This window comes from Telluria mixta, from assembly GCF_029223865.1.
In the GTDB taxonomy this organism is placed as follows: Bacteria; Pseudomonadota; Gammaproteobacteria; order Burkholderiales; family Burkholderiaceae_D; genus Telluria; species Telluria mixta.
This window is the reverse complement of the sequence record NZ_CP119520.1, coordinates 5,027,958-5,050,006: the sequence shown is the minus strand read 5'-3', so window position 1 is coordinate 5,050,006 and position 22,049 is coordinate 5,027,958. Positions and strand designations below refer to the sequence as shown.

Annotated in this window: 14 protein-coding genes; 12 read left to right on the top strand and 2 right to left on the bottom strand. The window is 60.6% G+C overall.

Annotated elements, in window-relative coordinates:
• Positions 1-36: 36 nt before the first annotated feature.
• Positions 37-3,057 carry a phospholipase gene (locus tag P0M04_RS22450; RefSeq protein WP_259449560.1) on the bottom strand — a complete coding sequence of 1,007 codons (3,021 nt, stop codon included), beginning with the start codon at positions 3,055-3,057 and terminating at the stop codon, positions 37-39.
• 36 nt (positions 3,058-3,093) lie between these two features.
• Complete coding sequence (locus P0M04_RS22445; protein WP_259449659.1) at positions 3,094-6,312, bottom strand: type VI secretion system Vgr family protein; 3,219 nt, start codon at positions 6,310-6,312, stop codon at positions 3,094-3,096.
• Positions 6,313-6,524: 212 nt separating this feature from the next.
• On the opposite strand from P0M04_RS22445, the gene P0M04_RS22440 reads away from it, so the two are divergent.
• The 12 genes from P0M04_RS22440 (at position 6,525) to P0M04_RS22385 (ending at position 22,035) form a co-directional block, all read left to right on the top strand.
• On the top strand, positions 6,525-6,788 hold the full coding sequence (locus P0M04_RS22440; RefSeq protein ID WP_259449561.1) for a PAAR domain-containing protein: 264 nt from the start codon (positions 6,525-6,527) through the stop codon (positions 6,786-6,788).
• A gap of 36 nt (positions 6,789-6,824) precedes the next feature.
• Positions 6,825-8,174: a hypothetical protein gene (locus tag P0M04_RS22435; protein ID WP_259449562.1), complete on the top strand. Its 1,350-nt coding sequence runs from the start codon at positions 6,825-6,827 to the stop codon at positions 8,172-8,174.
• Positions 8,174-9,160, top strand: a complete 987-nt coding sequence (gene tagF, locus P0M04_RS22430) for a type VI secretion system-associated protein TagF (protein WP_259449563.1) — start codon at positions 8,174-8,176, stop codon at positions 9,158-9,160. Before P0M04_RS22435 ends, tagF begins: the two co-directional genes overlap by 1 nt.
• A 26-nt stretch (positions 9,161-9,186) precedes the next feature.
• The gene (locus tag P0M04_RS22425) at positions 9,187-12,147 is read left to right on the top strand and encodes a type VI secretion system Vgr family protein (protein WP_259449564.1); all 2,961 of its coding nucleotides are present in this window, start codon (positions 9,187-9,189) and stop codon (positions 12,145-12,147) included.
• The gene (locus P0M04_RS22420; protein ID WP_259449565.1) at positions 12,119-12,658 is read left to right on the top strand and encodes a hypothetical protein; all 540 of its coding nucleotides are present in this window, start codon (positions 12,119-12,121) and stop codon (positions 12,656-12,658) included. Before P0M04_RS22425 ends, P0M04_RS22420 begins: the two co-directional genes overlap by 29 nt.
• Complete coding sequence (locus tag P0M04_RS22415; protein ID WP_259449566.1) at positions 12,655-14,781, top strand: hypothetical protein; 2,127 nt, start codon at positions 12,655-12,657, stop codon at positions 14,779-14,781. The genes P0M04_RS22420 and P0M04_RS22415 overlap by 4 nt, the downstream gene beginning before the upstream one ends.
• Complete coding sequence (locus P0M04_RS22410) at positions 14,771-15,706, top strand: hypothetical protein (RefSeq protein ID WP_259449567.1); 936 nt, start codon at positions 14,771-14,773, stop codon at positions 15,704-15,706. The genes P0M04_RS22415 and P0M04_RS22410 overlap by 11 nt, the downstream gene beginning before the upstream one ends.
• Positions 15,707-16,102: 396 nt before the next feature.
• Positions 16,103-17,038, top strand: coding sequence for a hypothetical protein (locus P0M04_RS22405; RefSeq protein WP_259449568.1), 936 nt, complete (start codon positions 16,103-16,105; stop codon positions 17,036-17,038).
• Between the two features lie 41 nt (positions 17,039-17,079).
• Positions 17,080-18,090 carry a PoNe immunity protein domain-containing protein gene (locus tag P0M04_RS22400; RefSeq protein WP_259449569.1) on the top strand — a complete coding sequence of 337 codons (1,011 nt, stop codon included), beginning with the start codon at positions 17,080-17,082 and terminating at the stop codon, positions 18,088-18,090.
• Between the two features lie 184 nt (positions 18,091-18,274).
• On the top strand, positions 18,275-19,207 hold the full coding sequence (locus P0M04_RS22395; RefSeq protein WP_259449570.1) for a hypothetical protein: 933 nt from the start codon (positions 18,275-18,277) through the stop codon (positions 19,205-19,207).
• A gap of 12 nt (positions 19,208-19,219) precedes the next feature.
• A complete protein-coding gene (locus tag P0M04_RS22390) occupies positions 19,220-20,716 on the top strand; it encodes a type VI secretion system Vgr family protein (protein WP_281042070.1) in 1,497 nt (498 codons plus the stop codon).
• Positions 20,602-22,035: a DUF2345 domain-containing protein gene (locus P0M04_RS22385; protein WP_281042069.1), complete on the top strand. Its 1,434-nt coding sequence runs from the start codon at positions 20,602-20,604 to the stop codon at positions 22,033-22,035. The genes P0M04_RS22390 and P0M04_RS22385 overlap by 115 nt, the downstream gene beginning before the upstream one ends.
• Positions 22,036-22,049 lie beyond the last annotated feature (14 nt).

Below are 22,049 nucleotides of genomic sequence, written 5' to 3'. Positions count from 1 at the left end.
ATAATTCCGAAAACTAGTTTTAAATATGTGGACCGATTAACCGTTCACTTCAGTTCTAGTCGGCTGGGTTGTACTGGCTACCGTCTGCTGAGGAACGATCTCCGGATCTGTTTTTGCAAGGATTGTAAGATTCATTGCCGAGAGATTATTTTCTCCCTTCGTCCAGGAAACAGGTAACGCCACAATGAAACCTTGTATATTATTAGGGGATTTTTCCTTCGCCCGAGTTTTGGCATGCCACGAATACGCCATGTCTCGAACTTCGTCATCGCGCCAGAATCGTTCGTTGAACGGCATATGATAATCCAGAGCGCGGTTGCTGTTGTTCCATGTGGGCCAAATTGAGCTTGGCTCAGACTGGACGGACGGAAGAAATGGAAAAGCGTCCTTATAAGCTTGCGCATTAGCATATGCAACTGTCTGAATCGCTTCCCACGTTTCTTTAGCGGCGGGTTTTTCAACGAAATCAGCTAGCGAACGGGCTGGATGTGCACCTCCCGTTAAACCGAATAGTTTCTTCCAAAGTCTGACTCTGAGACCATGAACACAAGAGCTCACCAAGGCCGGCTTGACACCGTCCAAGTTGACGCTCTTTTGCTCGTCATCTCGGACGACGATAGCGAGTTCGGAGTCTCGATTCCCTAGCTGACTTCTGTCGTTGATGTTGGCGCTTCCGAGTACGGCCACACGATCGTCGGCGATGAGCAGTTTCGAGTGCACATAGATTTGCTCTGTGACAGGACGGCCATCCAGAACGTCCCAGTTACGTAGATTAAGCATCGTCAAATAACGTTTCCATCTATCGCCAACTTGTTCCTCAAGATCCTTGAGGCTGTAATCATTCACGATCGCCTTTGCGCTGGCAAGGTTTATATTTTTGGAATTTTTTATTTCGATACTTCGTACGGCGCGTCGAATACGATTGACAAGACTCTCACTACCGAATACTAATGACTGCATCGTCAAGTGGGTCTGAGACATTATATTCAGCGTATTCAATGTCCCTTCCGGGTGAACAGGCAGAACCATATACACATGAAATGGCTGCCCGTCATAAATTGCCTTCTCGATTCGATTTGCTAATGCCTCGCCAATTTGGTTAAGGACGCGCTCTTGAGGCTTACCCGCCAATAGCGAGCCTTTGATCGCCGCAATGTTACCAAGGACCGCCTTTAAATCGTTTACAAAAACGTTTCCGCCCGCCTTAATGTCACGCGCAACATCATCGTACTCCGACCACTTGACTTTGCTTGGTATTTCATCCCATGAAACCCCATAAATCCCGAGGCGCTTCGCATACTTCTCGTAGCCTGGCACCGACTCAATGTCCGTTAAAATCGACATCGGGCCGACATTATCCTTGACTCTTTTTCTCGACGAATCGGCCCCGTATTCCGATTGAAAAAATTGCCCTTCAATATAAATAAATTTCTGAGAACCGTAGATCGCAGTAAGCATCGCCTTAAGACAATTATTCTGCTCGTGGGTGATTCCCCTGATGTCGGTGCCACCTGCGCGGTCAGCCATCTGTTCGTCGCGCTGCAACGTCGCAGGCGCACTCCGCAGTACCTGCACCCAACACTTCCCGTGCTTACTTTGGTCCTTCTTCGGTATGCTTGGAGAAATACGAGGTAACCGAACAGAGGCGGTAGGACGCAACCCGAAGGCGTCGAACAAGGCAGACACCTCTGTCCCAGCTCTAGTTCGATAAGAAACCTCATAACGATGCGCAACAGAGTTCCAGCGCCGAATAAAGTTTCTGCTGAGATCGCTGACCGCCGGTCCCAGGATCGATGCGTGGACATCGTGCCACGGCATACGAGGTTGAGATGGAGACAAAACCTTTCCGTCAGGAGGCAACATCTTTCTGACTTTGCGAAGGTTCTTGTAGCGTTTCGGACGATTGTCGGCAGACACACTCAGCTGCTTGAGCACGGCAATGCCGAACATTTCAATAATCTTGATTGTCTCCTGACGCACTTCGGCTGGCAATTGCTCCATGCTGGCGTGATTCAACCAGGCCACGAGCGCGGCGCTTGCCGTGCTCACATGCGCCGATCCAGTTTGTCGGAGACGATCGAGCTTGCCGTTCAGGCTCTGATTAATCCGTCGATAAGTCCAACGCGTCAGATCGTCCACGGCCTCGACAGGTTTATCCTGCAGACTGCGAATGAATTCCGGCATCAGGTCCTTGGAATTCCACCAGTCGCTGACTTCTTGCCGCTTGTCCTTGGCGAAATCGCTGCCGGCTCTTTTCCAGTCCAGCACCGTGGCAACCGGTCTGCCCGATGCCGATTCCCACCAGGCGCCAGCTTTAGCCAGGAAGCCGTCGAAGCAAGCGCAAACGAGTTCGTTTCTGGTCAAATAATTGACCTGTTCGACTTTCGTTAGTTCATGAATCGGTGGAATGCAGGTGTTGTAGACTTCGTTGCCAACACGGCCTTCATGCGCAAGCGGGAATCGGCCGTTATCTCGACGCCCGTAAGCAAGGTCGATCCCGCCTACAAATGCACGGACTTCGTCGATAACGACCAGTTTCTGGTGATGTGAAAATCCGATCCCTAGTCCCCCCGCCATATCGCTCTGGGCAATTGCAGGCAAAGCGAACGCACGTACTGGGGGCGGCAGGCCAGCGTTCAACTGATAGACCGCGAGCATTGTTTCAAAATCCCCTGTATTGACACCGAGCTTGGGGGAGAGCCATGGCATGATGTAGACCCGCAAGGCCGGGTTCGAGTCAATGGCTTTTTCGAGACACTCGTATAGTGTATTTCCCGTGATCAGCTCTACGTCAAAATTGACCTGCCACCCAGCTATGTAAATGGATTTCTTGGCGCCTGCAATCGCATCCGCGACTGCCGCGAAATATTCTTCCCCTGTAACGTAGAAATCAACCGAATTTCCGTTACTCGGCTCCGAGAAGACTTTACCCCAAGTAATGTCAGGATGTTTTGCAATAGGTACGTCATCATGTACGAAACATCCGGGTGCGGACACCGCGGTGGCGGTCGGCGTCCCGTCCGCCGAAATCAGTTGCGAAATCTGTTTGCTTGTCATTCGGTTTTCATTGGATAAGGCAAATCGGCGAAGGCGTCAGATCTTGATTTTTTCAAAAATGCCGTTTGAGCTGGGTATCTCGAATGCTTCTTTCGCATAGTTCGTTTGTGGCGGCGCTCCGGCACTAAACGTCGCCGCATGCAGCTCAGCACTAAAATCGGCAGCGTTCAGCGCGTGCAGCAGTTTCTGTTTTTCATCCCACGCCTCCGATTCCACCTGGACGTGGATATGGATGACCTGTCCGGGATACACGAGCCACGTATGGTCAGGATGCAATGCATAGGCTTCCGCGAGCCTTTTTTCGTCGTCCGGCGTCAGCAGCACATGGCCGTCGTCATCGGTGACGCCTTCGGCAAGGAGATTGTCGTCGTCGATCAGCTGGAGCCCTTCGGGTTGTTCACGTATGGCGATTTTCCATGGCGTGTTACCCAACGGATGACCGTTCGGACCAGGGGTGTCCATTAGCCGCATCTTGAACTGCATGGCGCGTTGCGGCAGGGCTGAGCGCGGAAGCTTGGACAATGCGTAGTCCATGTTGACTGGCCCCGCAAAACTCTTCTTACCCGCATACACCGCAATCTTCCCCGGACACTGCACCGTAATATTCCCGCCCTCGATGGTGATGTTCGCCCCATCCGCCGTCGACAAACTGATCCGCTTCGCCGCCGCCCAGTCCACATGCGCATTCACACTGACGACATGCACGTCATCGCGCGCCTGCACATCGAGCGTCCCGGCCTGCGCCTGCACGTCGACCGCATCCTGCGCCGCGATCATCTGCAGCCCGACGCCGCCCTCGCCCGCCTTCACGGCGCCGGCCAGCACGCCGATTGCCTGTCCGGAATTCGCACGCAGCGCACCACCCGTGACGAACTGCGTATCCTGCCCGCTCATCAGGCTGACCGTCTCGCCGTTCGACAGCTGCACGGCATCCGCCGCCGTCACACCCAGCCCGGCCTTCGCCGACACAGCGATCACGGGCGCCGCCACGTGCGGCAGCTTATCGTCGCCCGATGCAGCGCCATCCAGCGCCACCGTGCCGGCCACCGCATTCAACATGGCCTGCAACGGCGCCGCCTTCGCATCCAGCGCGCTGGCATTGGCCTTTGTCGCGCCCAGGTGCGCCGCAAGGCCGACAGTCTTGTGCGTAACAGCTGCCTCGCTGAACGTCTCGCCCAGCTTGACAGCCTGTTTCAGCAGCGCGATGCCGGCCACGTTGTCGCCCGCCGGGTCACGTGACGACGCGTCATGCTCGATGCGGTAGCTCGATACCAGCAGGCCCGCGCCCGCGCGCAGCGCTCCATAGGCGTCGGTCCGCAGTTCGGCGCCCTGCCCGCGCAGGCTGCCGCGGTAGTTGTCGGCGCCGTGGATCAGATGGCCCAGGTTCAGTTCCGTCGCCGCGTGCGTCGTGCGCAGCTGGACGCGGCCTTGCGCGTCGGTGTCGTCGAACAGCAGCTGGTTATACCCCGCGCCGCCGAATTCCTTGGTGCGCACGCCCCACTGGGCCGCGGCGTTGCGGTGGCCAGCCAGTGCGGCCGAGGCGCCATGCCACACGGGGCTGTTGCCGCCGGCGAGGTTGCCCTGGCCGGACGTTGCATGATCGCGCGCGGCATCGAACGGATCGGTACCGGCGTCGCGGTGCTCGCCGCCCGGGGTCGGCGTCACGCCGCCTTCGCCCTGGCCGTTGTACAGGGCGCCCACGATGATCGGGCGGTCGATGTCGTTCTCGATGAACTGGACGATCACTTCCTGCCCGATCCTCGGGAGGAACTGGCTGCCGATGCCGCCGCCCGCCAGGCGCTGCGCCACACGCACCCAGCACGTGGCGTCGCCCCCGTCCTGCCAGTGGAAGCGGATGCGCACGCGGCCCAGGCGGTCGCAATACAGTTCGTCGGCACCGCGCGACGTATCGCTGCCGTCGGCGCCAACGACGATCGCGCTCTGGGCGCCGGCCGCCGTCGGGCGCGGGTGACTGCGGCCGTCGCTCCCGTCCAGTTGCGGACGCCAGACGACGTCGGCGGCGACGGCTTCGAAGCAGTTCGCATAGCCGGCGGTGCGTGCCTGCGCGAGCGCCAGGCCGAAATCTTCCGGCAAGTCGTCGCGCAGCGATTCTTCCAGCAGCTCGGGGATGGGGCCGAACAACTCGGCCAGCGCATCCTGTGCCCGCGTCGGCAGGTTGTTCACGCCGACGCTCGTCACGCGCAGGATCGTGAACGGCGCAGCCGCGCCAAGCGCGCCCACCGGAGCGCCCGTCACCGTCAGGCGCGTGCCCGCGCGCAGCGTGCGCAGGGTCGAACGACCGCGCCACAACTGGCTGCGCGCCTCGCGCGATTCCATCTGCAGGTCGGCGTAGCGGCGGGCCTGGGCACTGTCGGCATAGGCGTACTGGCCGGGCGTGTCGAACGATTCCAGCCACGGCAGGCTGCCGTTCGACAGCCGCGACGGCGAGTTCGCGGCCACGGCCTGCTTGCTCTTGTAGTCGTAGCTGAGCAGCGTGACGGCCGCTGCACCGACGCTGCGCAGCGCCGCCAGCGCCTGCACGCTGTCGCTCTTTTCACGCGCGTGCGCGCCGTGGAAACGCGCACCGCCGCCGTCGATGCTGGGGTCGTCGCCCACGGCGGACGCATCGCGGCTGTCCGCGAACAGCACCATGCGCGGACCATCGTCGGCCTGTTCGAAGCGCCAAGCCAGGCCTTCTTCCGCCAGCAGGCGCTCGACGAACGCGAGGTCCGATTCGCGGTACTGGCAACAATAGCTGCGCGGGTTGGCGCCGTCCATGAACGGGCCGACGTCGTCGCTCCAGCGCCAGCGCGCGTCGGGTGCATAGGCGGAAAAGACGTCGTCGACGATGTCCACGACGGACTTGTCTTGCCACACGCGGCTGTTGCGCACGTGGGCCAGGCGCCACACCCAATGCGCGATGCGGACGCGGTAGCGCGCCAGGCCGCCGTCGCTGCCCAGTTGCGCGGCCGCGCAGATCTCGCCGCAGAAGTCTGCGCGCGTGCCGTCCGCCAGGGTGACTTCGAGGGCGGCCGGGCGACCCAGCAGCGACGACGGGTCGATCGCGGCGCTGGTCGACAGCGCGATCACGTCGCGTACGCCGAGCCCCTGCACCGCATCGTCGGCAACGAACGCCTCGACCAGCAGTTCACCGCCCGGCAAATCCGTATCGCCGTCCCCAATCCGCAACGCGTACAGGCGCGTGACGCTGTCGAATCCGGCAAGGGCGGCCAGCGCTTCCAGCGCCTGGGTCATCGATTGCTGCAAGACACACTCTCCAACTCATCCATACTTAACAAACTTAACTTTACGCTAATCACGAGCGCTACGCTATAGCCTGAAAGAAACTGCACAACTGTTACAAACCGTGATTAATAACACGCTTTTGCCCAGCTATAATGCGGGAAAAATATTGTCTGCATGTAACATTGCATGCCGAATATTTGTAACGGTGACGGAAGAAAAGCATGGCAGGACCATTGATCGTATTGGGTGACAGGACATCGCACGGCGGCAGCGTGATCGAAGCGTCGACGCTGAGCGATTGCGACGGCAAGGGCATCGCGCGCGTGGGCGACATGACCGTGTGTCCGCGCCACGGCCGCTCGCCCATCGTCAGCGGCGACACCACGTTCATCGTCGATGGCAAGGCCGCCGCCCGCCATGGCGACAAGGCCGGCTGCGGCGCCACGCTGGTCGCCGGCCAGCAGGCTACGGTCGATCATGTGTAACCCGCGCCGCCGCAGCCGCATGCGGAGACGGACCTGATGGGCACATGGATCCGCGGCGGCATCCTGACGATGCTGACGTTCGGCGCCTTCTGGGGTGGCGCCATCTTCACCTGGCGCGGCACCGACCGCGCGCCATCCACGTCCGACCTGGTCACGTACCTGGTCGCGCTGCCGCTCGCCGTGCTGGCCGCCGTCGTATTGGTCCGGCGATTCGCGAAGCCGCAACCCGCAGCCGATGCCGCCGCGCCGGCCGCCACCGCCGCACCTGCTCCCGCCGCAGCGGCGCGCCTGCCCGCGCTCGCGCTGGTCGATGCGGCCGTGCGCACGCGCCACGGCGATTCGGTCGATGAACTGGCCGCCGCGCTCGACGCACGACGCGCGCGCCCGGACCTGGACCCGGAACTCGTCGACGACGCCGGCTATCCCGTGATGAGCGTACGCGTGCCGTCCGCCGGTGACGGCACATGGCGGGCCGAGGCCGAGCCGTGGCTCGCCGCACAGGGCCACTCGGACGTCCGCTTCGGAGAAGCGCACTGGCGCGCCGTCGAACTGGCCAGCGCCGTCGTAAGCGAACTTGCGGACGCCGCGGCACTGGCCGCCGTCGGCGACCCGTTGCTGCGCATCGTACCCCTGGCGCCTGCCGACTGGACCGCAGCACAGCGCACGGCGGCCGGCGCGTGGTTCGTCCACGTCGCCGCGCAGGCCGGATGGGATGCCGACAAGATCGCGGTCAGCCCCGCCCCAGCGGGCGAACCCGCGGCCGCCGCCAGCGCCCTGTTGTCGGTGCTGGCCGGCCAGACGAACAACGATCCGGCACTGACCATCCTGCTCACCTTCGATTCGCGCATCGACCAGGCGGTCGTCGACAGGATGGCGGCCGACGGCACCCTGTTCTCCGCCGCCCATCCGCAGGGACTGGTGCCGGGCGAAGGCGCCGCGGGGCTCCTGTTGGGCGATACCGCGTACGCGGCGCCGACGCTGCAGGCGGCAAGCACCACGCGCAGCGCATCGGCCGACGCCATGCCCCGCATCGACGCCGCGGACCTGCGTCGGCTGGCGGCACGGGTGCTGGCCGAAACGGCCGTCGACGCATCCACCGTGTCCGCACTGTTCGCGGATGCCGACCACCGCAGCAACCGCGTCCTCGAAGCGATGGCACTGGCCCACGACGACCTGCCGCACCTCGATGCGGGCATCGACGTGCGGACCACCGGACCGGCTTGCGGACAGTCGGGTGCCGTGCCGTTCCTGGCCGCGCTCGCGCTGGCCCGCCGCCAGGCGCTGGATGGCGCGGGCGCCGTCCTGTGCGTCGGGAATGCCGATCCGGTCCATCGAAGTATCGCCGTGGTCCGCCCGGCCGCTGTCACCGCTTCCGCCGCCGCCTGATGAGTCTCGCGTCCACCCCCGTGTCGATCGGCTACTTCGGCAAGATCCCGAGCCGCGGCGACTTCGTCAAAGGTTCCGACAACCCGGCGCTCGTCAAACTCCTGGACGACTGGCTCGCGCGCGCGATGGACCTCATGACTGCGGACGCGCATTGGAAGGCGAATTACGACGCAGTCGCCCCGCTGCACTTCGTCATCGCGGGTCCGCGCCGCCGGCACGCGATCGCCGGCCATATCGTCGCGAGCAGCGACGAGTCGGGGCGCCGCTTCCCGTTCCTCATGATGGGCATGCTGGACGTGGCCGAACCGGGCGCGTTCGTCCCGTCCGCGCCATTGCTGCTGGGTTTCTTGTGGAACCGCCTGGAATCCCTCAGCAAGGGACTGGTGACGGCCGTCGACGCCGACGCGCCTCTCCGTGCGGCGGCCGGCCAGGTCCTCGAACTCGACCTGCGTGCGGATGCCCACGCGCCGGCCTTTACCGACTTCATCGAACTGCAGTCGCTCGACACCCTGCAGGCGCTGCTGGCGCAGGCCGGCTACGCGGGCTCGGTGCGCCGGGTGCTGCTGGCGCTGGGCATGCTGCTGCAGCCGGTCCTCGCCAGCAGCACAAGCCGGCTGGAGAAAAGCCTGGTCCTGCCACTGCCGGCCGATCCGCTGTACCGCGGCCTCGTTGGCGCCTACTGGATGCATGCGATCGCGCCGTTCCTCGCGCGCGCCGATTTCGAGCTCGCGCTGTTCGTCACGCGCATCGACGCACGGCCGCGCCTCGTGCTCGGTTTCGGCGGCGCCTCGGCCCAGACGCTGCAGGCGATCATGGATCCACAAGCGGGCAGCGAGCGCTATATCGCGTTCGACGACCTGGACTGGGTCGAAGACCAGGTCGACACCGACTATGCCGTCGAAAAGGTGTCCAGGCACCTAAAGCGGTCCGACGTCTCGCTCAAGTCCGCGCTGGATGCGTTGTGCGCGGCATTCATCGGCACCTGAACCATGCGACAACGAGAACCCCGCGTATGCTGACGACACCCTCTCTTCCACTGACGGCCCAGGCGATCCGGGCGCTCGTGGCGCGCTTCACCCAGTCGAGCCGCGTGCTGCGCCTGCATACGCCGCTGGGCGGCGACGTCCTGCTGGCCGAATCGCTGCATGGCGAGGAAGCCATCGCGACGGGCTACCGGCTGCGTGTGTCCGCCCTGTCGACGGATGCGGGGCTGGCGCTCAAATCGCTGCTGGGCCAGCCCGTGCTGCTCGAGCTGCTGGCCGGGCCGTTCCAGGGCGTGCGTCCTTTCCACGGCCACGTGACGGCAGCCGAGATGACGGGCGCGAATGGCGGCCTGGCCCGGTACACGCTGACGATCGAACCCTGGACGGCATTCCTCGCGCTGGGCCGCGACAGCCGCATCTTCCAGGACAAGACGATCGTCGACATCATCGACACCGTGTTTTCCGCGTACGACGGCAAGGGCAGGCTGGCGCCGGCCTGGCGCTTCCAGGTCGACCGGTCGCTGTACCCGCTGCGCAGCCTGACGACGCAGTACCAGGAAAGCGATCTCGCGTTCGTGCGGCGCCTGATGAGCGAGGAAGGCCTGTTCGCCTTCTTCGAGCACGCAGGCGATCCGGACGGCGCGACGCTCGGGGCGCACACGCTCGTCATCGCCGACAGCAACGACGCGTTCAAGTCGAACACGCAGGCCGTGGTGCGCTTTACGCAGTCCGGCGCCGTGATGCGCGAAGACAGCATCGACCGCTGGCGCACCGAGACGCGCGTCGCCACGAACGCCATCGAACTGCGCAGCTGGGACTATCGCGCGCGCCAGGCACGGGACGTCGGCGCGGCCGGACGGGACCCGATCGAACTGGCCAGCCGCGACATCCCCGGCGTGTACGCGTACACGAGCCGCGAGCACGGCGCGCGCATCGCCGAGCGCCAGCTGCAGGCCCTGGAGGCGGGCAAGATCGTCCACGTGGGCGCGGGCACCGTGCGCACCTTCACGCCGGGCACGACGTTCACCCTCGCGGACCATGGCGCCTGGGACAGCGCGGCCGCCCCCTTCCTGCTCGTGCGCGTGCGCCACCTCGCGCACAACAACCTGGATGCCGATACCGCGTCGACGCTCGTCCGCCACCTGGGCCACGATCCGGTTGCCGCGCTCAATGACGAGATACTGTCGGCAAGCCTGCACGCGCGCGGCAAGCGCATCGCGGAACGCTCCGTGTACCGCAACAGCTTCGACGCGATCCCCGCTGCGACGCCGTACCGCGACAGCCAGCTGGATGGCCACGGTCGCCTGCTGCATCCGCGCCCGACGGTGCAAGGGCAGCAGACGGCCATCGTCGTCGGCCCGCCGGGCAGCGCGATCCACACGGACCGCGACCACCGCATCAAGGTACAGTTCCACTGGCAGCGCGGCGAAGCGAGCCACAGCCGCCTCGATCATCCCGAACCGGACGGCCACACGGGCGCGCCGGCCGACGACGGCGCCGGCACCTGGGTGCGCGTGGCGACGCCGCTCGCGCCGGTCGCGGGCGCCAACTGGGGCAGCCACGCCCTGCCCCGCGTCGGCCAGGAAGTGCTGATCGATTTCCTGGACGGGAACATCGACCGGCCCGTGGTGATCGGCGCCGTCTACAACGGTGCGGGCGCGGACGCCGCGCAGCACAACACGGTGGTCGGCGGCCCCGGCGCGGCAACCGGCAACGCGGGCGCGTGGTTCCCCGGCGCGGCCGCCGCGCACGCTCACGCTGCCGTGCTGTCGGGCCTGAAAAGCCAGGCCATGCAGGCCAGCGGCAATGGCGCCGGGGCGTACAGCCAGCTCGTGTTCGACGACACGCCGGGGCAGGCGCGCGTGGCGCTGCAGCGGCACGCGAAGGCGCATCGGGGGACGGCGGAGCTGAATCTCGGGCATCTCGTGCATCAGACGGATAACCAGCGGCTGGGGGCCGTGGGGCTGGGGGCGGAGCTGAAGACGGAGTATGCGGTCGCGGTGCGGGCCGGGCGTGGCATGCTGGTTGCGACGGAGCGCGCGTCGGCCGACACGAATGCGCTCGAATCCGGACAGGCCGCATCGCAGATCGAACAAGCGCATACACTTCAACACAGCCTGGCCGAGACGGCGAACAAGCACAACGCCAAGCTGCCCGGGGACACCGCTCCCGACAAGTTGGCGGGAGTCGAAGCGCTTGCCAACGCCGGCGATACATTGACCGCGACGTCCCCCGCCGGAGATGTGACCGCGTACGGCGAACCGCAACTCCAACTCTACACGCCTGCCGGTATCGCGGCGCTCACGCCGGCATCGACCGTCGTTGCCTCAGGCGCGACTGTCAGCATCACGGCGGGCCAGGACATCGGCTTTGCCTCGCAAGGCAACATGATTCACGCGGTCAGGGCAGGTATTAGGCTGTTCACGTACGGTAAGGCTACGAGCGATAACAAACCGAACCAGGAAACGGGCATCCGCATGCATGCGGCAAGCGGCAAAGTCAGTACGCAAAGCCAAAGCGGTCCGACACGGCTGACGGCCGACAAGACGGTCACGGTGGCAAGCATCGCGAAGAACGTAAGTGTGGCGGCCAGAGAACATGTGCTGTTGACGGCTCAGGGCGCGTACATTCGGCTTTCAGGCGGGAACATCGAAGTGCATGGGCCCGGGAAGATCGAGTTCAAGGCGAGCATGAAGGAATTCACAGGTCCGACAAGCGCGCAGTTCGATCTTCCGACCATGCCGAATCCAAACCATCAGTTCGGCCAACGTTTTAAGCTCAAGGACACCTTCGGTATGCCAATGGCCAATCAGGCCTACACGATATACGTGGCAGATCAACAAGAAATCAGAGGCGTTACGGACGCAGATGGCATGACAGCCCACGTCGACACTGAAAACCCTGAAGCGACTTACATAATATTCGACCGTGATTTGCAGTGGATTTGTGAAGAGGAAAGCGATGAAGATGCGAGCCATAGCGAGTGCTAGTGTCCTGACGCTGGCCGCCAGCTCGGCGGTAGCCCAGACACAGACAGTTGCATTGCGTGGGGACCTGACGCCCATCAAACTTGTTGGCGGCGAGATCGTGGCGCTGCGCACAATTATTGACCTGAACAATGCCCACGCAGTGGAAACGATCAGTTTTCTGAAGAGAAACCCGCGCGGGCCGGCTGAAGCGATCCCCTTTGAGATCAATGGAGACTATCAGCCGTCTCTGACAATGCGTTCTGGCGCCGACTGTGCAGTCTCGGGAACCCGTGTTTTCCGCGATGGACATATTCTGCGGATCGTGTACGCGTCGAGAAAAGGCGAATGGGCCGATAAGCACACGGTACGCTTCGTCGTATTCGAGTTGACTGAGAACGTTGAAGGTGCACCTGGCACACCTGCACAATATTTCAAGGAGCGTAGGGCTTACGGATCCAAAGGAGCATACTGCGACGTCAATCGTGCCATTGAAACTGAAGCTTCTCCAGATGGCAGAGAGGCCGGGAAATGACGGACAAAAAATACATCCAGGCGCGTGACGGGGAGCAGAACAGCGTCATTTACGTGACTTCGGATGGCGCAGAATTCCTGCACTCGGGAGGCACCCGGGCGTGGCGCAATAACAATCCTGGCAATCTCGTCGCTGCCGAAAAAAGCGGACTGTCGATTGGAAGGGGCGGCAAATTCGCAGCATTCGCCAATCGTGAAGACGGACTTGCGGCTTTAGAGTATTCACTGAAGCATTTTTACTCCGAAAAAAAACTGAACGAGGTTTTTAAAAAATACGCGCCCTCCACCGATAACAACAATCCGGAACACTATACAGCCACTGTCAAGAAGTTGAGCGGTCTCGATGCCGAGAGGACCGTGGGATCTCTTACCAAGGAAGAGTTGGGCAAATTCATGTCGGCGATCGGTCAGGTCGAGGGATGGAAAGAAGGAAAGATCGAGCCGATCCCCCACGCCCGGCAATTCCAGGTACAAGGAGTTGATGGCAAACCACTAAGCGGCCTGCGTTATTTAATTTCCTTTTTTACGAGCAACGGCGAGCAAAAAAAAATCGAGGGGCAGACCAACAACCAGGGCATGACAGCTGTTGCCCTGAGCGACACACGTACATCCGTACAACTGCATTTACCCCGTCCCGACCCAGGGCAATCTCTGAAGAAACAGTCAAGTAAACCTGCCGGCGCCGCCGCGAAAACGGTCATCGCTGCAGAACTTAAAACCAAGCCATGGTATAGCCAAGCGTTCAGTCAAGCAGCCCCCGCTGAGGACAAGGTGCATGACGAGCCGCCACGTCAGGGGGACATTCCTGCCGAGCCAGCGAAAAAAACCGATGCCGTCCCGTCGCCACAACCGCCCTTATCAACTGTAAAGCAAGCTGGTGCGATTCAAGCATCTGGAACGCAAAAAAAGTCCGACAACCATATCCAAGAGGTTGTAAAAGAGCCTGGCGTATATGTTACATGGGAATTCGATACTTCCCGGGGCTCCAAGGACCGCCTGAATAAATTGCCGTACTTCGTCGCGGAGATGTCAGGCGATCAAGGGAAGCCGCTCAGAAACGGGCAGCGCATTTCACTAATGAGCAACAGCAAAATACGAGAAAAGGTGCCATTCGGGAAGGAGGTTGCGCTCTACCTTGGCAACGATGCGAAACCACAATATCGCAGCGCGCCCCTGTACCGTGTACGGGCAAACGAAGGTTTGACTGACGTCGTGGTGAGGATTTCCGAGATCAAAACAAAAGACTATGATGTCTCCGATGAGGTGCCGTCAAAACCAATCGTCTCAGGAACAAAAAAAACGTATACCGCAAGCCTGTTCGGGACCACGTGGTTAAAGTTCAGCCACAAATTCACGCCGGAAGAGGCGAATACAGAATGCGATGGAGAACCTCAGGAAATCGGAGCAGCGCTTCAGAAAATCTTTGACGGAGATGCCACTGTCAATGGCAGCGTTATATCTCTGAACGTTACAAAACCAAATAAGAAGAGCATGAAAATTATCTGGAAATCCGATGCATTCCAGAATTGCAGAGATACGATCCCCATGATTACGGGCCTCACGGTGGCCAAAGCCGAAATTATTCCTCGAGTACACCCTCAGACTTATAAAGCTTTCTTAAAGGCAGCTTTTGAACTGGACGCGTCCGAACTCGAGATAGCATCGGGCTGGCGGCCGATGCTAGGCTCGGTACTGCACCGCGTTGGCGTCGGGCTGGATGTGAAACGTATTGTCGTAGATGATCATGACTTGACGCTCAACCGCAGTCCTTCCGGCGCCGATACAGACTACATGAACCTGATGACACAGAAAAAGCGCCTTCAACAGAAAAAGACGCCGACAGACGACGAGAAAATGGAGTTGAAGAAACTAGCGGAGCAGGAGGCGAGCAAACGGGATGCCGCTGCGGCAGCGATACATAAAAATGACAAGACTCCCATTCGTGAATTTATCAAAAAATTGCGAGAAAATAACGATGTCAAGCAGACGTTCGATCCGTGGGAAATGGATATAAACACGCGTGACAATAATCCGGCTACGCCTAATTACATGATCACAGGCAATGAAGTATTGCACCGAAACCACCTGCATATCACCGTGAGGGACACTGAACTTGGCTACTAAAATCATGCGCCTGCTTTTCCTGCTTTTGCTTTTTTCACAAAGCGTCTTTGCGGGAGAGTCCATTGATGGCAAATCCTATACCAACTTCGGATGGGACCTGGACAAGGCAATCTTCCCCGCAAACGGTATCCTTAATATTTACCGTAACAAAGGCGATTCAACGCCAGCTGTCACACTCAAAGATAAACCGGTAATAAACCAGAGTGGCGCTGTCGATCCGTGCATTAAGAAAACTACGGATGATTGGACCCATTGCAAAGTCAGCGGCACTACCGGCTGGATAAAAAACAGCGAATTTATGACGGCAGAGGAACATAAGCCTGTTAGCACTTGGCCTTTCCGTTACTGGTTGTATATAGCATCAACCAGCACGGGCGGCGAGGAGGCAGTCATGCTTGAAAGGATTGTACCGAAAAATCCATATCTGATTGCGCCTGCAGCATATTCGAACATCTTTTTTTATGTTCTCTTCGACAAAGAAGGCAGGGCAATCAGCCCTAAAACCCACAAACCAACAGGAGACCGTGTATTTCTAGCAGGTGACGCGGTCTATCTTGCCCCCGAAGATCCGAAACGGCGCAAAGACGCAACTTGGCTATTCCTTAATTTTTATAATACGGAATTAAATGCAATGTGCCCAGGGAGAACTCGTAACAGTTGCATGACCGCTGTCAACTCCGGATCCGATTGGCCTGGAATTAAGAGGATGCATGAAGAGCCTGCCGAACAGTACAAGCGAAAAGATGACAGTGAAGAATGGTTCGGCAATGGCGAAGTCGCCTTTGCCCGTCATATCGACCCGGTGCAACCGCTGATGTATCGCATTCCAGACGATGTCGTAATGAAAATCGACAGCAATCCGATCACGAAAGCGCAGATCGCCAAGAACCGAGAAAAACTCGTATGCATCGCCGACTGCTATTGATCATAGTCAATATTCGAATGACCGAGTGGCCGACGAAACGGCTCGACGACGTATACGATCGTTGGAAATTGCGATAAACGATGGTCATCGAGCCCTGGCCACTAACGACAGAGATTATGATCACATACATGACTAGCTTGCTATACCGCAAATTCCTATTCATTATTCCACAGATCGTACTTGCCTGTAGGCAGTGAGATGCGGAAACGTATTTTCGCTGGCGATGGCATTCGCATGACGCAAAATACAAAGAGCCAAGATTAGTGACAGATCCCGAAGGCAGCAAGGCTGGATATCGGAGGTTTCTTGAACTGCACGAGAAGCATCCAGCAAAACGGGGCGTTTCGGCGTCAAACCTGTCGAAAAAATGGTTAAAACGACCGAAAAAGGGGTAAAGTGAAAACCGTATTATCACTCGCGATGCCGCTGGCTATCGTCATTAGTGTTTCCGAGTCGCACGCGGCAACTCTGGATGATGCGGCCAAGCTGATTGCACAGCGCGGCGCCAAAATTTCCGACGTAAAGCCCATTGCGTCGGCGTTGAGTTCCGAGATTATTCCAGCAATCTATTATGAAAAGGGAAACACGGTTCAAAGCTGCGGCCTATTTGTTAACGCTCCAGGGAAACAGCATCCAGATTTTGTCGAGCTATTAAGCTCCGAGCCTGGCGCCGGTTTTCCACAATGCATAAATATCACGACTATTGTTCCCTTCAGGCTCCAGAACCGGGATTACGTATCAGTAGAGTATATTGCGCGCGAAACACGCAACGAAAACTATCGCAACTTCCATTACTTGTATCGAGATCAGGAACGAGGCTTCGTTGTTGATCAAGAGCTCACCGATGCTGTTCCAAATATCGAAACGACGATTGCAGAAGCCATGCCGACACCTGCCAAGAAACTGGACGGCATAAGGGCAGCGCGTTTGGCTTATCTAGCAAAGGCATTCCCTCAGTGGAAGATGGAGCAACGCGACTTCATCGCCGATGCCAACTCATCGTTCGCAGTGTTCGAAGATAAAAAGAACAGCCAATGCCATTTAGCTCTGGAAACCGGAGGAAAGCCCTTGGTTGCCAATACTGCAGAATACGCACACGATGAAAAATGTGTTGGCGTCCTGGCCTCCAGTCGCCTTATGCGATCCGCCATCACCTATTACCTCGAGATCTTCAAAGTCGGGCCCAAAAAACAATTAGTCGGAATAATGTCGGCTGCTCCACAGGGAGATGTCAAGGCTGAGAAGACGTTGTCCGAGAAAATTAACCACTTGGGCGCCACCAGCGATATGAAAACTGCCAAGGGAGCGCTTGCGACAACCTTGGAGCAATAGAACTAGCTTTGTAAATAATAATGAAAGGTCTAGATATTGACATGATTCATATCGTCGCGAAATCCGAATTTGCAAAAGCGAAGCGCGAGCCTTTACTCGACTACGCCAAATACAGCGATGAGGCCGAAGACATCTCCAGGCGCGTTCCCAATGCCCAAAAAAAACTGAACGATCCAGACTGGCTCTCGGGCAAGGACGAGGCTGCGTTGGTGCGCCTTACCGAGGGACGTTGCGACTACGCGATCGACCTGTTGACGCTCAGCTATTCGGCTGGCGCGCACATAACGGAGTTACAGGGATTTTTCCCGCACGTCGTCGAGTATTTCGAGGAGTTCGCTTTATATATCCAAGCATTCAATCGAACTTACGAAGGAATGCGACTCAACTCGCCTGTCATCCATCTGCAGGATGTCGAATTTCAGATAGCAAACCGGCTGCTCTGCTTTTCCGTTTTGCTCGGGCATACGAAATTGATCCCCCGGATCATGGAAATTCTCGACTATAACAATCCGGTGCGCGACGGTCTGCTCGAACGAATTGCATCGTGTTACACCCAGCGCCCCTCGCCTTTACCCGATGAATGCATGCGTCATTTACCGTACTACAAGGCGTTGCCGATCTTCGACGCGCAACTATCCGACCGCCCCGGACTGACCAAGGCGTATCTGCTGGACTGGTACGAAGCGAGCCGTCGCGAACCCTACTACGACGCTCACACCGGCGCCCCATCGTTCATGGGCTATTGGGCATGGGAAGCGGCGGCAATCACGATTGCTTTGAATGTCGACGACCAATCGTATCGGGACCTGCCTTTCTACCCACGCGACCTCGTTGAACATCGCAGGAACGCGACGGCAGCAAGTGTGACACAAGCCTCGCCTACGGAAACCGCTGAAATTCGCGCGAAGGCTGGCGAAACTTGCCCTATCGGAGGACGCTGGCAATCGATTGGAGTGCCCGTCCACGATGCGGTCTATACAGAGGGAGCGACCATGCAGGATCTGAAGTCGCCCTATGGATTGACCGTCTGGCGCTTTCTGGGTGCAGCGTAGGTGAGTTTTTTATTCTGTTTGCATTCCAGGCAACAAAGACAGCAACTGCCGCCGAGGCGCGCGACGCACGCAAGACCACGTTCGATTTCGAGGTCCTTCGGTTCAATGAGGACGACGAGATCCCATTGTTCAACAGAGATAGCAAGCAAATGACTGCATGTCCACAACAAGGCCGTACCACACTATGAACGTTGTCTCGCTGCTCGTCACCTTGGCCCTCGCTTCGATTGCCGTCGCAGCCGCTGCGCAACCAACGGATATCGCGACTTTCCTGAAAGAGCGCGGAGCGGAAGACGCCGGGCTAAAGCTGATCGCCCGCTCGCCCAACCCGGCGATCGTCCCTGTTTCGCTCTTCGAAAAAGACAACTCGGTGCCGAGCTGCGGTGTGCTGATCGCCCCGCCGCATGGCGGCAAGCCACGCTATATCGAAATCGTCGGGTCGGAGCCGCACGTCGATTTCCCCGCATGCGTGGGCATGCCGTCGATGACCGCATTCCGGCTGAAGGGGCGGGACTACGTCATGATCGAATACCATTCCCGCGAAACGCGCGACGACACCTATCACGGGTTCCAATATCTTGTCGAGGACAACGACGCGGGTTTCGTCACGGACGAAAAGATTGATAGACGCATGTCGGGTGAAGACGCAGTCCTGCGCCGCGCCGAGGTTGGCTCCGCGCACCCGCTCGACGGCATCAGACAGGCACGCGCTTCCGCGATGAAGACATCGTTCCCGCAATGGCGTTTCCTCGAGCGGGATTTCATCGCCGATAGCACCTCGTCGTTCGCTACGTTCGAAGACAGCAAGTCGCACGCGTGCCTGTTCGCCGCTGAGGCGGGCGCCAGGCCGGTATCGGCGCGCCTCACCGAGATCACAGGCGATGCCCGCTGCGCCGGCGTCCTTGCGTCGAGCCGATTGACGACACCGGCGGCCACGTACTACCTCGCCCTGGTCAAGGCGGACGCTGGCCGGCAACGCGTCGGCATCGTGTCCGTCGCGCGGGACGGCAATATCAGGATCGAAAAAGAATTAGCGGACGCCCTCAACCGCGCGGAGGCGACACGCGACATCAAGACTGCCAAAGCGGCGCTCGCTGCACGCCTAAACCGACAATGACACGAATCTGACATGGATTTCGCAACCTTAAGCGAAGCACTCCGCCGCTTCGGCACCGGCCTTTCACAGCACGCCCGTCTCGTCACGCTGGCGAGCGCGCACGACGTCGCGCTGCCACAGTCCCCGCTCGCGGAACGCGTGCGCGGCCGCGAAGCCGTCAACGATGTATATCGTTTCGACGTCGACGCACTGAGCACGTCGACGGATCTCGATCTCGCCGGCTTCATCGGCCAAGAGCTGACCATCGGCCTGCTGCAGCCCGACGGGTCGCGCCGCGCGTGGCACGGCATCTGCACCGCGGCCGAATGGCTGGGTGCCGATGGCGGCGTCGCGCGCTACCGCCTTCGCCTGGAGCCCGCGCTGGCCCTGCTGCGCCTGCGCCGCGACAGCTATATTTTCCAGGACAAGAACGTCCGCGACATCGTCACGGAACTGTTCGCGGATTACCCGCAGCTGCGCTTCGACTTCGACCTCACGCAGGATCTGCCGTCGCGTCCCATCTGCACGCAGTACCGCGAAAGCGACTACGACTTCTTCGTGCGCCTGATGGCGTCGGAAGGCCTGTCATGGCGCTTCGAGCACGACCAGGACATCACGGCCGACGACGGACAGGCGCGGCACCGCGTGGTCATCTTCGACAGCGCAGCCGCGTTCCCCGCGACACCCGGCAACGCCGCAATCCGTTTTCACGGCGTGCGCGCGACCGACACCGACGACGCCATCGACGGCTTCCGCGCGCGCCGGCGCGTGCAGGCGAACGCCGTCTCGATCAGCAGCTGGGATCCGGCCCAGGTCCGTGCCCCCGCCGCCGAACAGCAATCGATCCTGGACGCGGGCGAATTGCCGCTGCTTCCGGTGTACGACGGCGCCGGCGAGCGCATCGCCACCGATGCCGGCGCGGCCGACCTGCACAGCCGCCTGATGCTGCAGGCCCTGGAGCTGGACAACAAGCTGTTCGAGGGCGAAGGCGCCGCGCGCCGGCTCGCCGCTGGCCATGCCTTCACGCTGACGCAGCACGACCGCTACCCCGACGGCGACAACGCCTTCAAGGTGCTGTGGGTCGAGCACGAAGCACGCAACAACGTCGGTGCGCAGATCGCGGCCGTCGACCGCGGCGGCGTCGAACCCGGCACGTACCGCAACCGGTTCGGCTGCGTGCGCGACGCCGTGGCCATCGTGCCGCACGCGACCGCCCTGCCCCAGCCGCACACGGCGCTCGGCCCGCAGACGGCGCTGGTCGTTGGCCTGCCGGACAGCGTGGCCACCACGACGCGCGACCACCAGGTGCGCGTGCAATTCGCCTGGCAGCGCGGCGCTGCCGCGAACCGCGGCGGCCTGGATCACGACATGGACGACAACGGCTGCGCCCCGGCAACGACCGCTCGGGTACGTGGGTGCGCGTGGCCGAAGCGCTGGCCGGGCCCAACTGGGGCTCGCAGTTCACGCCGCGCGTCGGCACCGAGGTGCTGGTCGACTTCATCGACAACGACATCGACCGCCCCCTCGTAGTCGCGCAGCTGTACACCGGCGCCGATGCGCCGCCGTTCGCGGCGGGCGTCGATTCCGGCGTCGATCACGCGGGCACGATCTCCGGCATCCACACCCGGACGTTCGACGGCGCCGGCTGGAACCAGTGGCAGCTGGACGACACGCAGGGCCAGCTGCGCATGCGACTCGCCAGCAGCACGGCGGCCACGCAGCTGAACCTGGGCCACCTGGTCCGCCAGGCGCCGGGCAGCGCACAGCGCGGCCACTACCGCGGCAGCGGCTTCGAACTGCGCACCGACGCGTGGGCCGTCGTGCGCGGCGCGGAAGGCGTGATGCTGACGACGCGCGCACGGTCCGCGCAGGGCGCGGGCGTCAGCTCGACGCAGATGGACGCGGCCGAGGCGGTAGGCAGCCTGAAAGCGGCGCAGTCGCTCGGCACGACACTGCTCGACGCCGCGACGGGACAGCATGCGCTGACCAGCAAGGCGGCAGTGCAAGCGCAGAAGGACTTCCTCGCGCAGATCGATCCGGCCGACAAGGGCAAGTTCACCGGCCCGGTGAACGGGCAGGACGCCACCAAGCCGACGCCGGGAGCGCGCGACCTCGATGCATCGTCGCCCGTCGAGAAATTCGGCGCGCCGGTCGTACTGCTGGATTCGGCCGCCGGCATCAACTGGGCGACGCCCGCGTCGACCGTGCTGTTCGCGGGCCAGCATCTGCACTGGACGACGCAGTCGGACATGCACATGACGGCGGCGTACACATCGTCGTCGGTATCGGCGGAGGCGACGTCGCTGTATTCGCACGAGGGCGGTATCCAGGCGTTTGCGGGCAATGGGCCGGTGTCGGTGCAGGCTCATACGGACCAGCTCGAGATCCTGGCTGACAAAGAGGTGACTATTATTTCGGTCAATGACGGGATCGAAGTCAAGGCGAGCAAGAAGATCGTGCTGCAGGCGGGTCAGGCGTCGATCACGCTGGAGGGGAAGGACATTACATTTGCTTGTCCGGGGACGTTTTCGGTAAAAGGCGGGCAGCATGTGCTCGACGGCGGTGCGGGGCAGGCAGCCAATCTCTCCCCTCTTCCCGACGGCCTGCAGCAGGTTCCGACCAACTGGATTGCGCTTTCGTATCTCGATCCGGATACCGGTGAAGGCATCGCCGATGTCGATTACGAGATCCATTTCGATCAGGGACCCGTGCTCACCGGGACGCTCGACAGCGAGGGAAAGGCTCGACGTGAAGGCGTCCCGAACAAGACCGTCAAGGAAGTCGTGTACAAGCCACGGACTCCCGATGAAGACAATGCGCACCCGTCTCTGGAAAAAATTCTGGCCTGACCAATCAACGAAAT

Excerpts from the sequence above, each read along its gene's own strand:
- P0M04_RS22420 (WP_259449565.1), top strand. The coding sequence starts at position 12,119 with ATGAAGATGCGAGCCATAGCGAGTGCTAGTGTCCTGACGCTGGCCGCC.
- P0M04_RS22415 (WP_259449566.1), top strand. The coding sequence starts at position 12,655 with ATGACGGACAAAAAATACATCCAGGCGCGTGACGGGGAGCAGAACAGC.
- P0M04_RS22390 (WP_281042070.1), top strand. The coding sequence starts at position 19,220 with ATGGATTTCGCAACCTTAAGCGAAGCACTCCGCCGCTTCGGCACCGGC.
- P0M04_RS22450 (WP_259449560.1), bottom strand. The coding sequence starts at position 3,057 with ATGACAAGCAAACAGATTTCGCAACTGATTTCGGCGGACGGGACGCCG.
- P0M04_RS22425 (WP_259449564.1), top strand. The coding sequence starts at position 9,187 with ATGCTGACGACACCCTCTCTTCCACTGACGGCCCAGGCGATCCGGGCG.
- P0M04_RS22445 (WP_259449659.1), bottom strand. The coding sequence starts at position 6,312 with ATGACCCAGGCGCTGGAAGCGCTGGCCGCCCTTGCCGGATTCGACAGC.
- P0M04_RS22395 (WP_259449570.1), top strand. The coding sequence starts at position 18,275 with ATGAACGTTGTCTCGCTGCTCGTCACCTTGGCCCTCGCTTCGATTGCC.
- P0M04_RS22440 (WP_259449561.1), top strand. The coding sequence starts at position 6,525 with ATGGCAGGACCATTGATCGTATTGGGTGACAGGACATCGCACGGCGGC.
- P0M04_RS22435 (WP_259449562.1), top strand. The coding sequence starts at position 6,825 with ATGGGCACATGGATCCGCGGCGGCATCCTGACGATGCTGACGTTCGGC.
- P0M04_RS22400 (WP_259449569.1), top strand. The coding sequence starts at position 17,080 with ATGATTCATATCGTCGCGAAATCCGAATTTGCAAAAGCGAAGCGCGAG.
- tagF (WP_259449563.1), top strand. The coding sequence starts at position 8,174 with ATGAGTCTCGCGTCCACCCCCGTGTCGATCGGCTACTTCGGCAAGATC.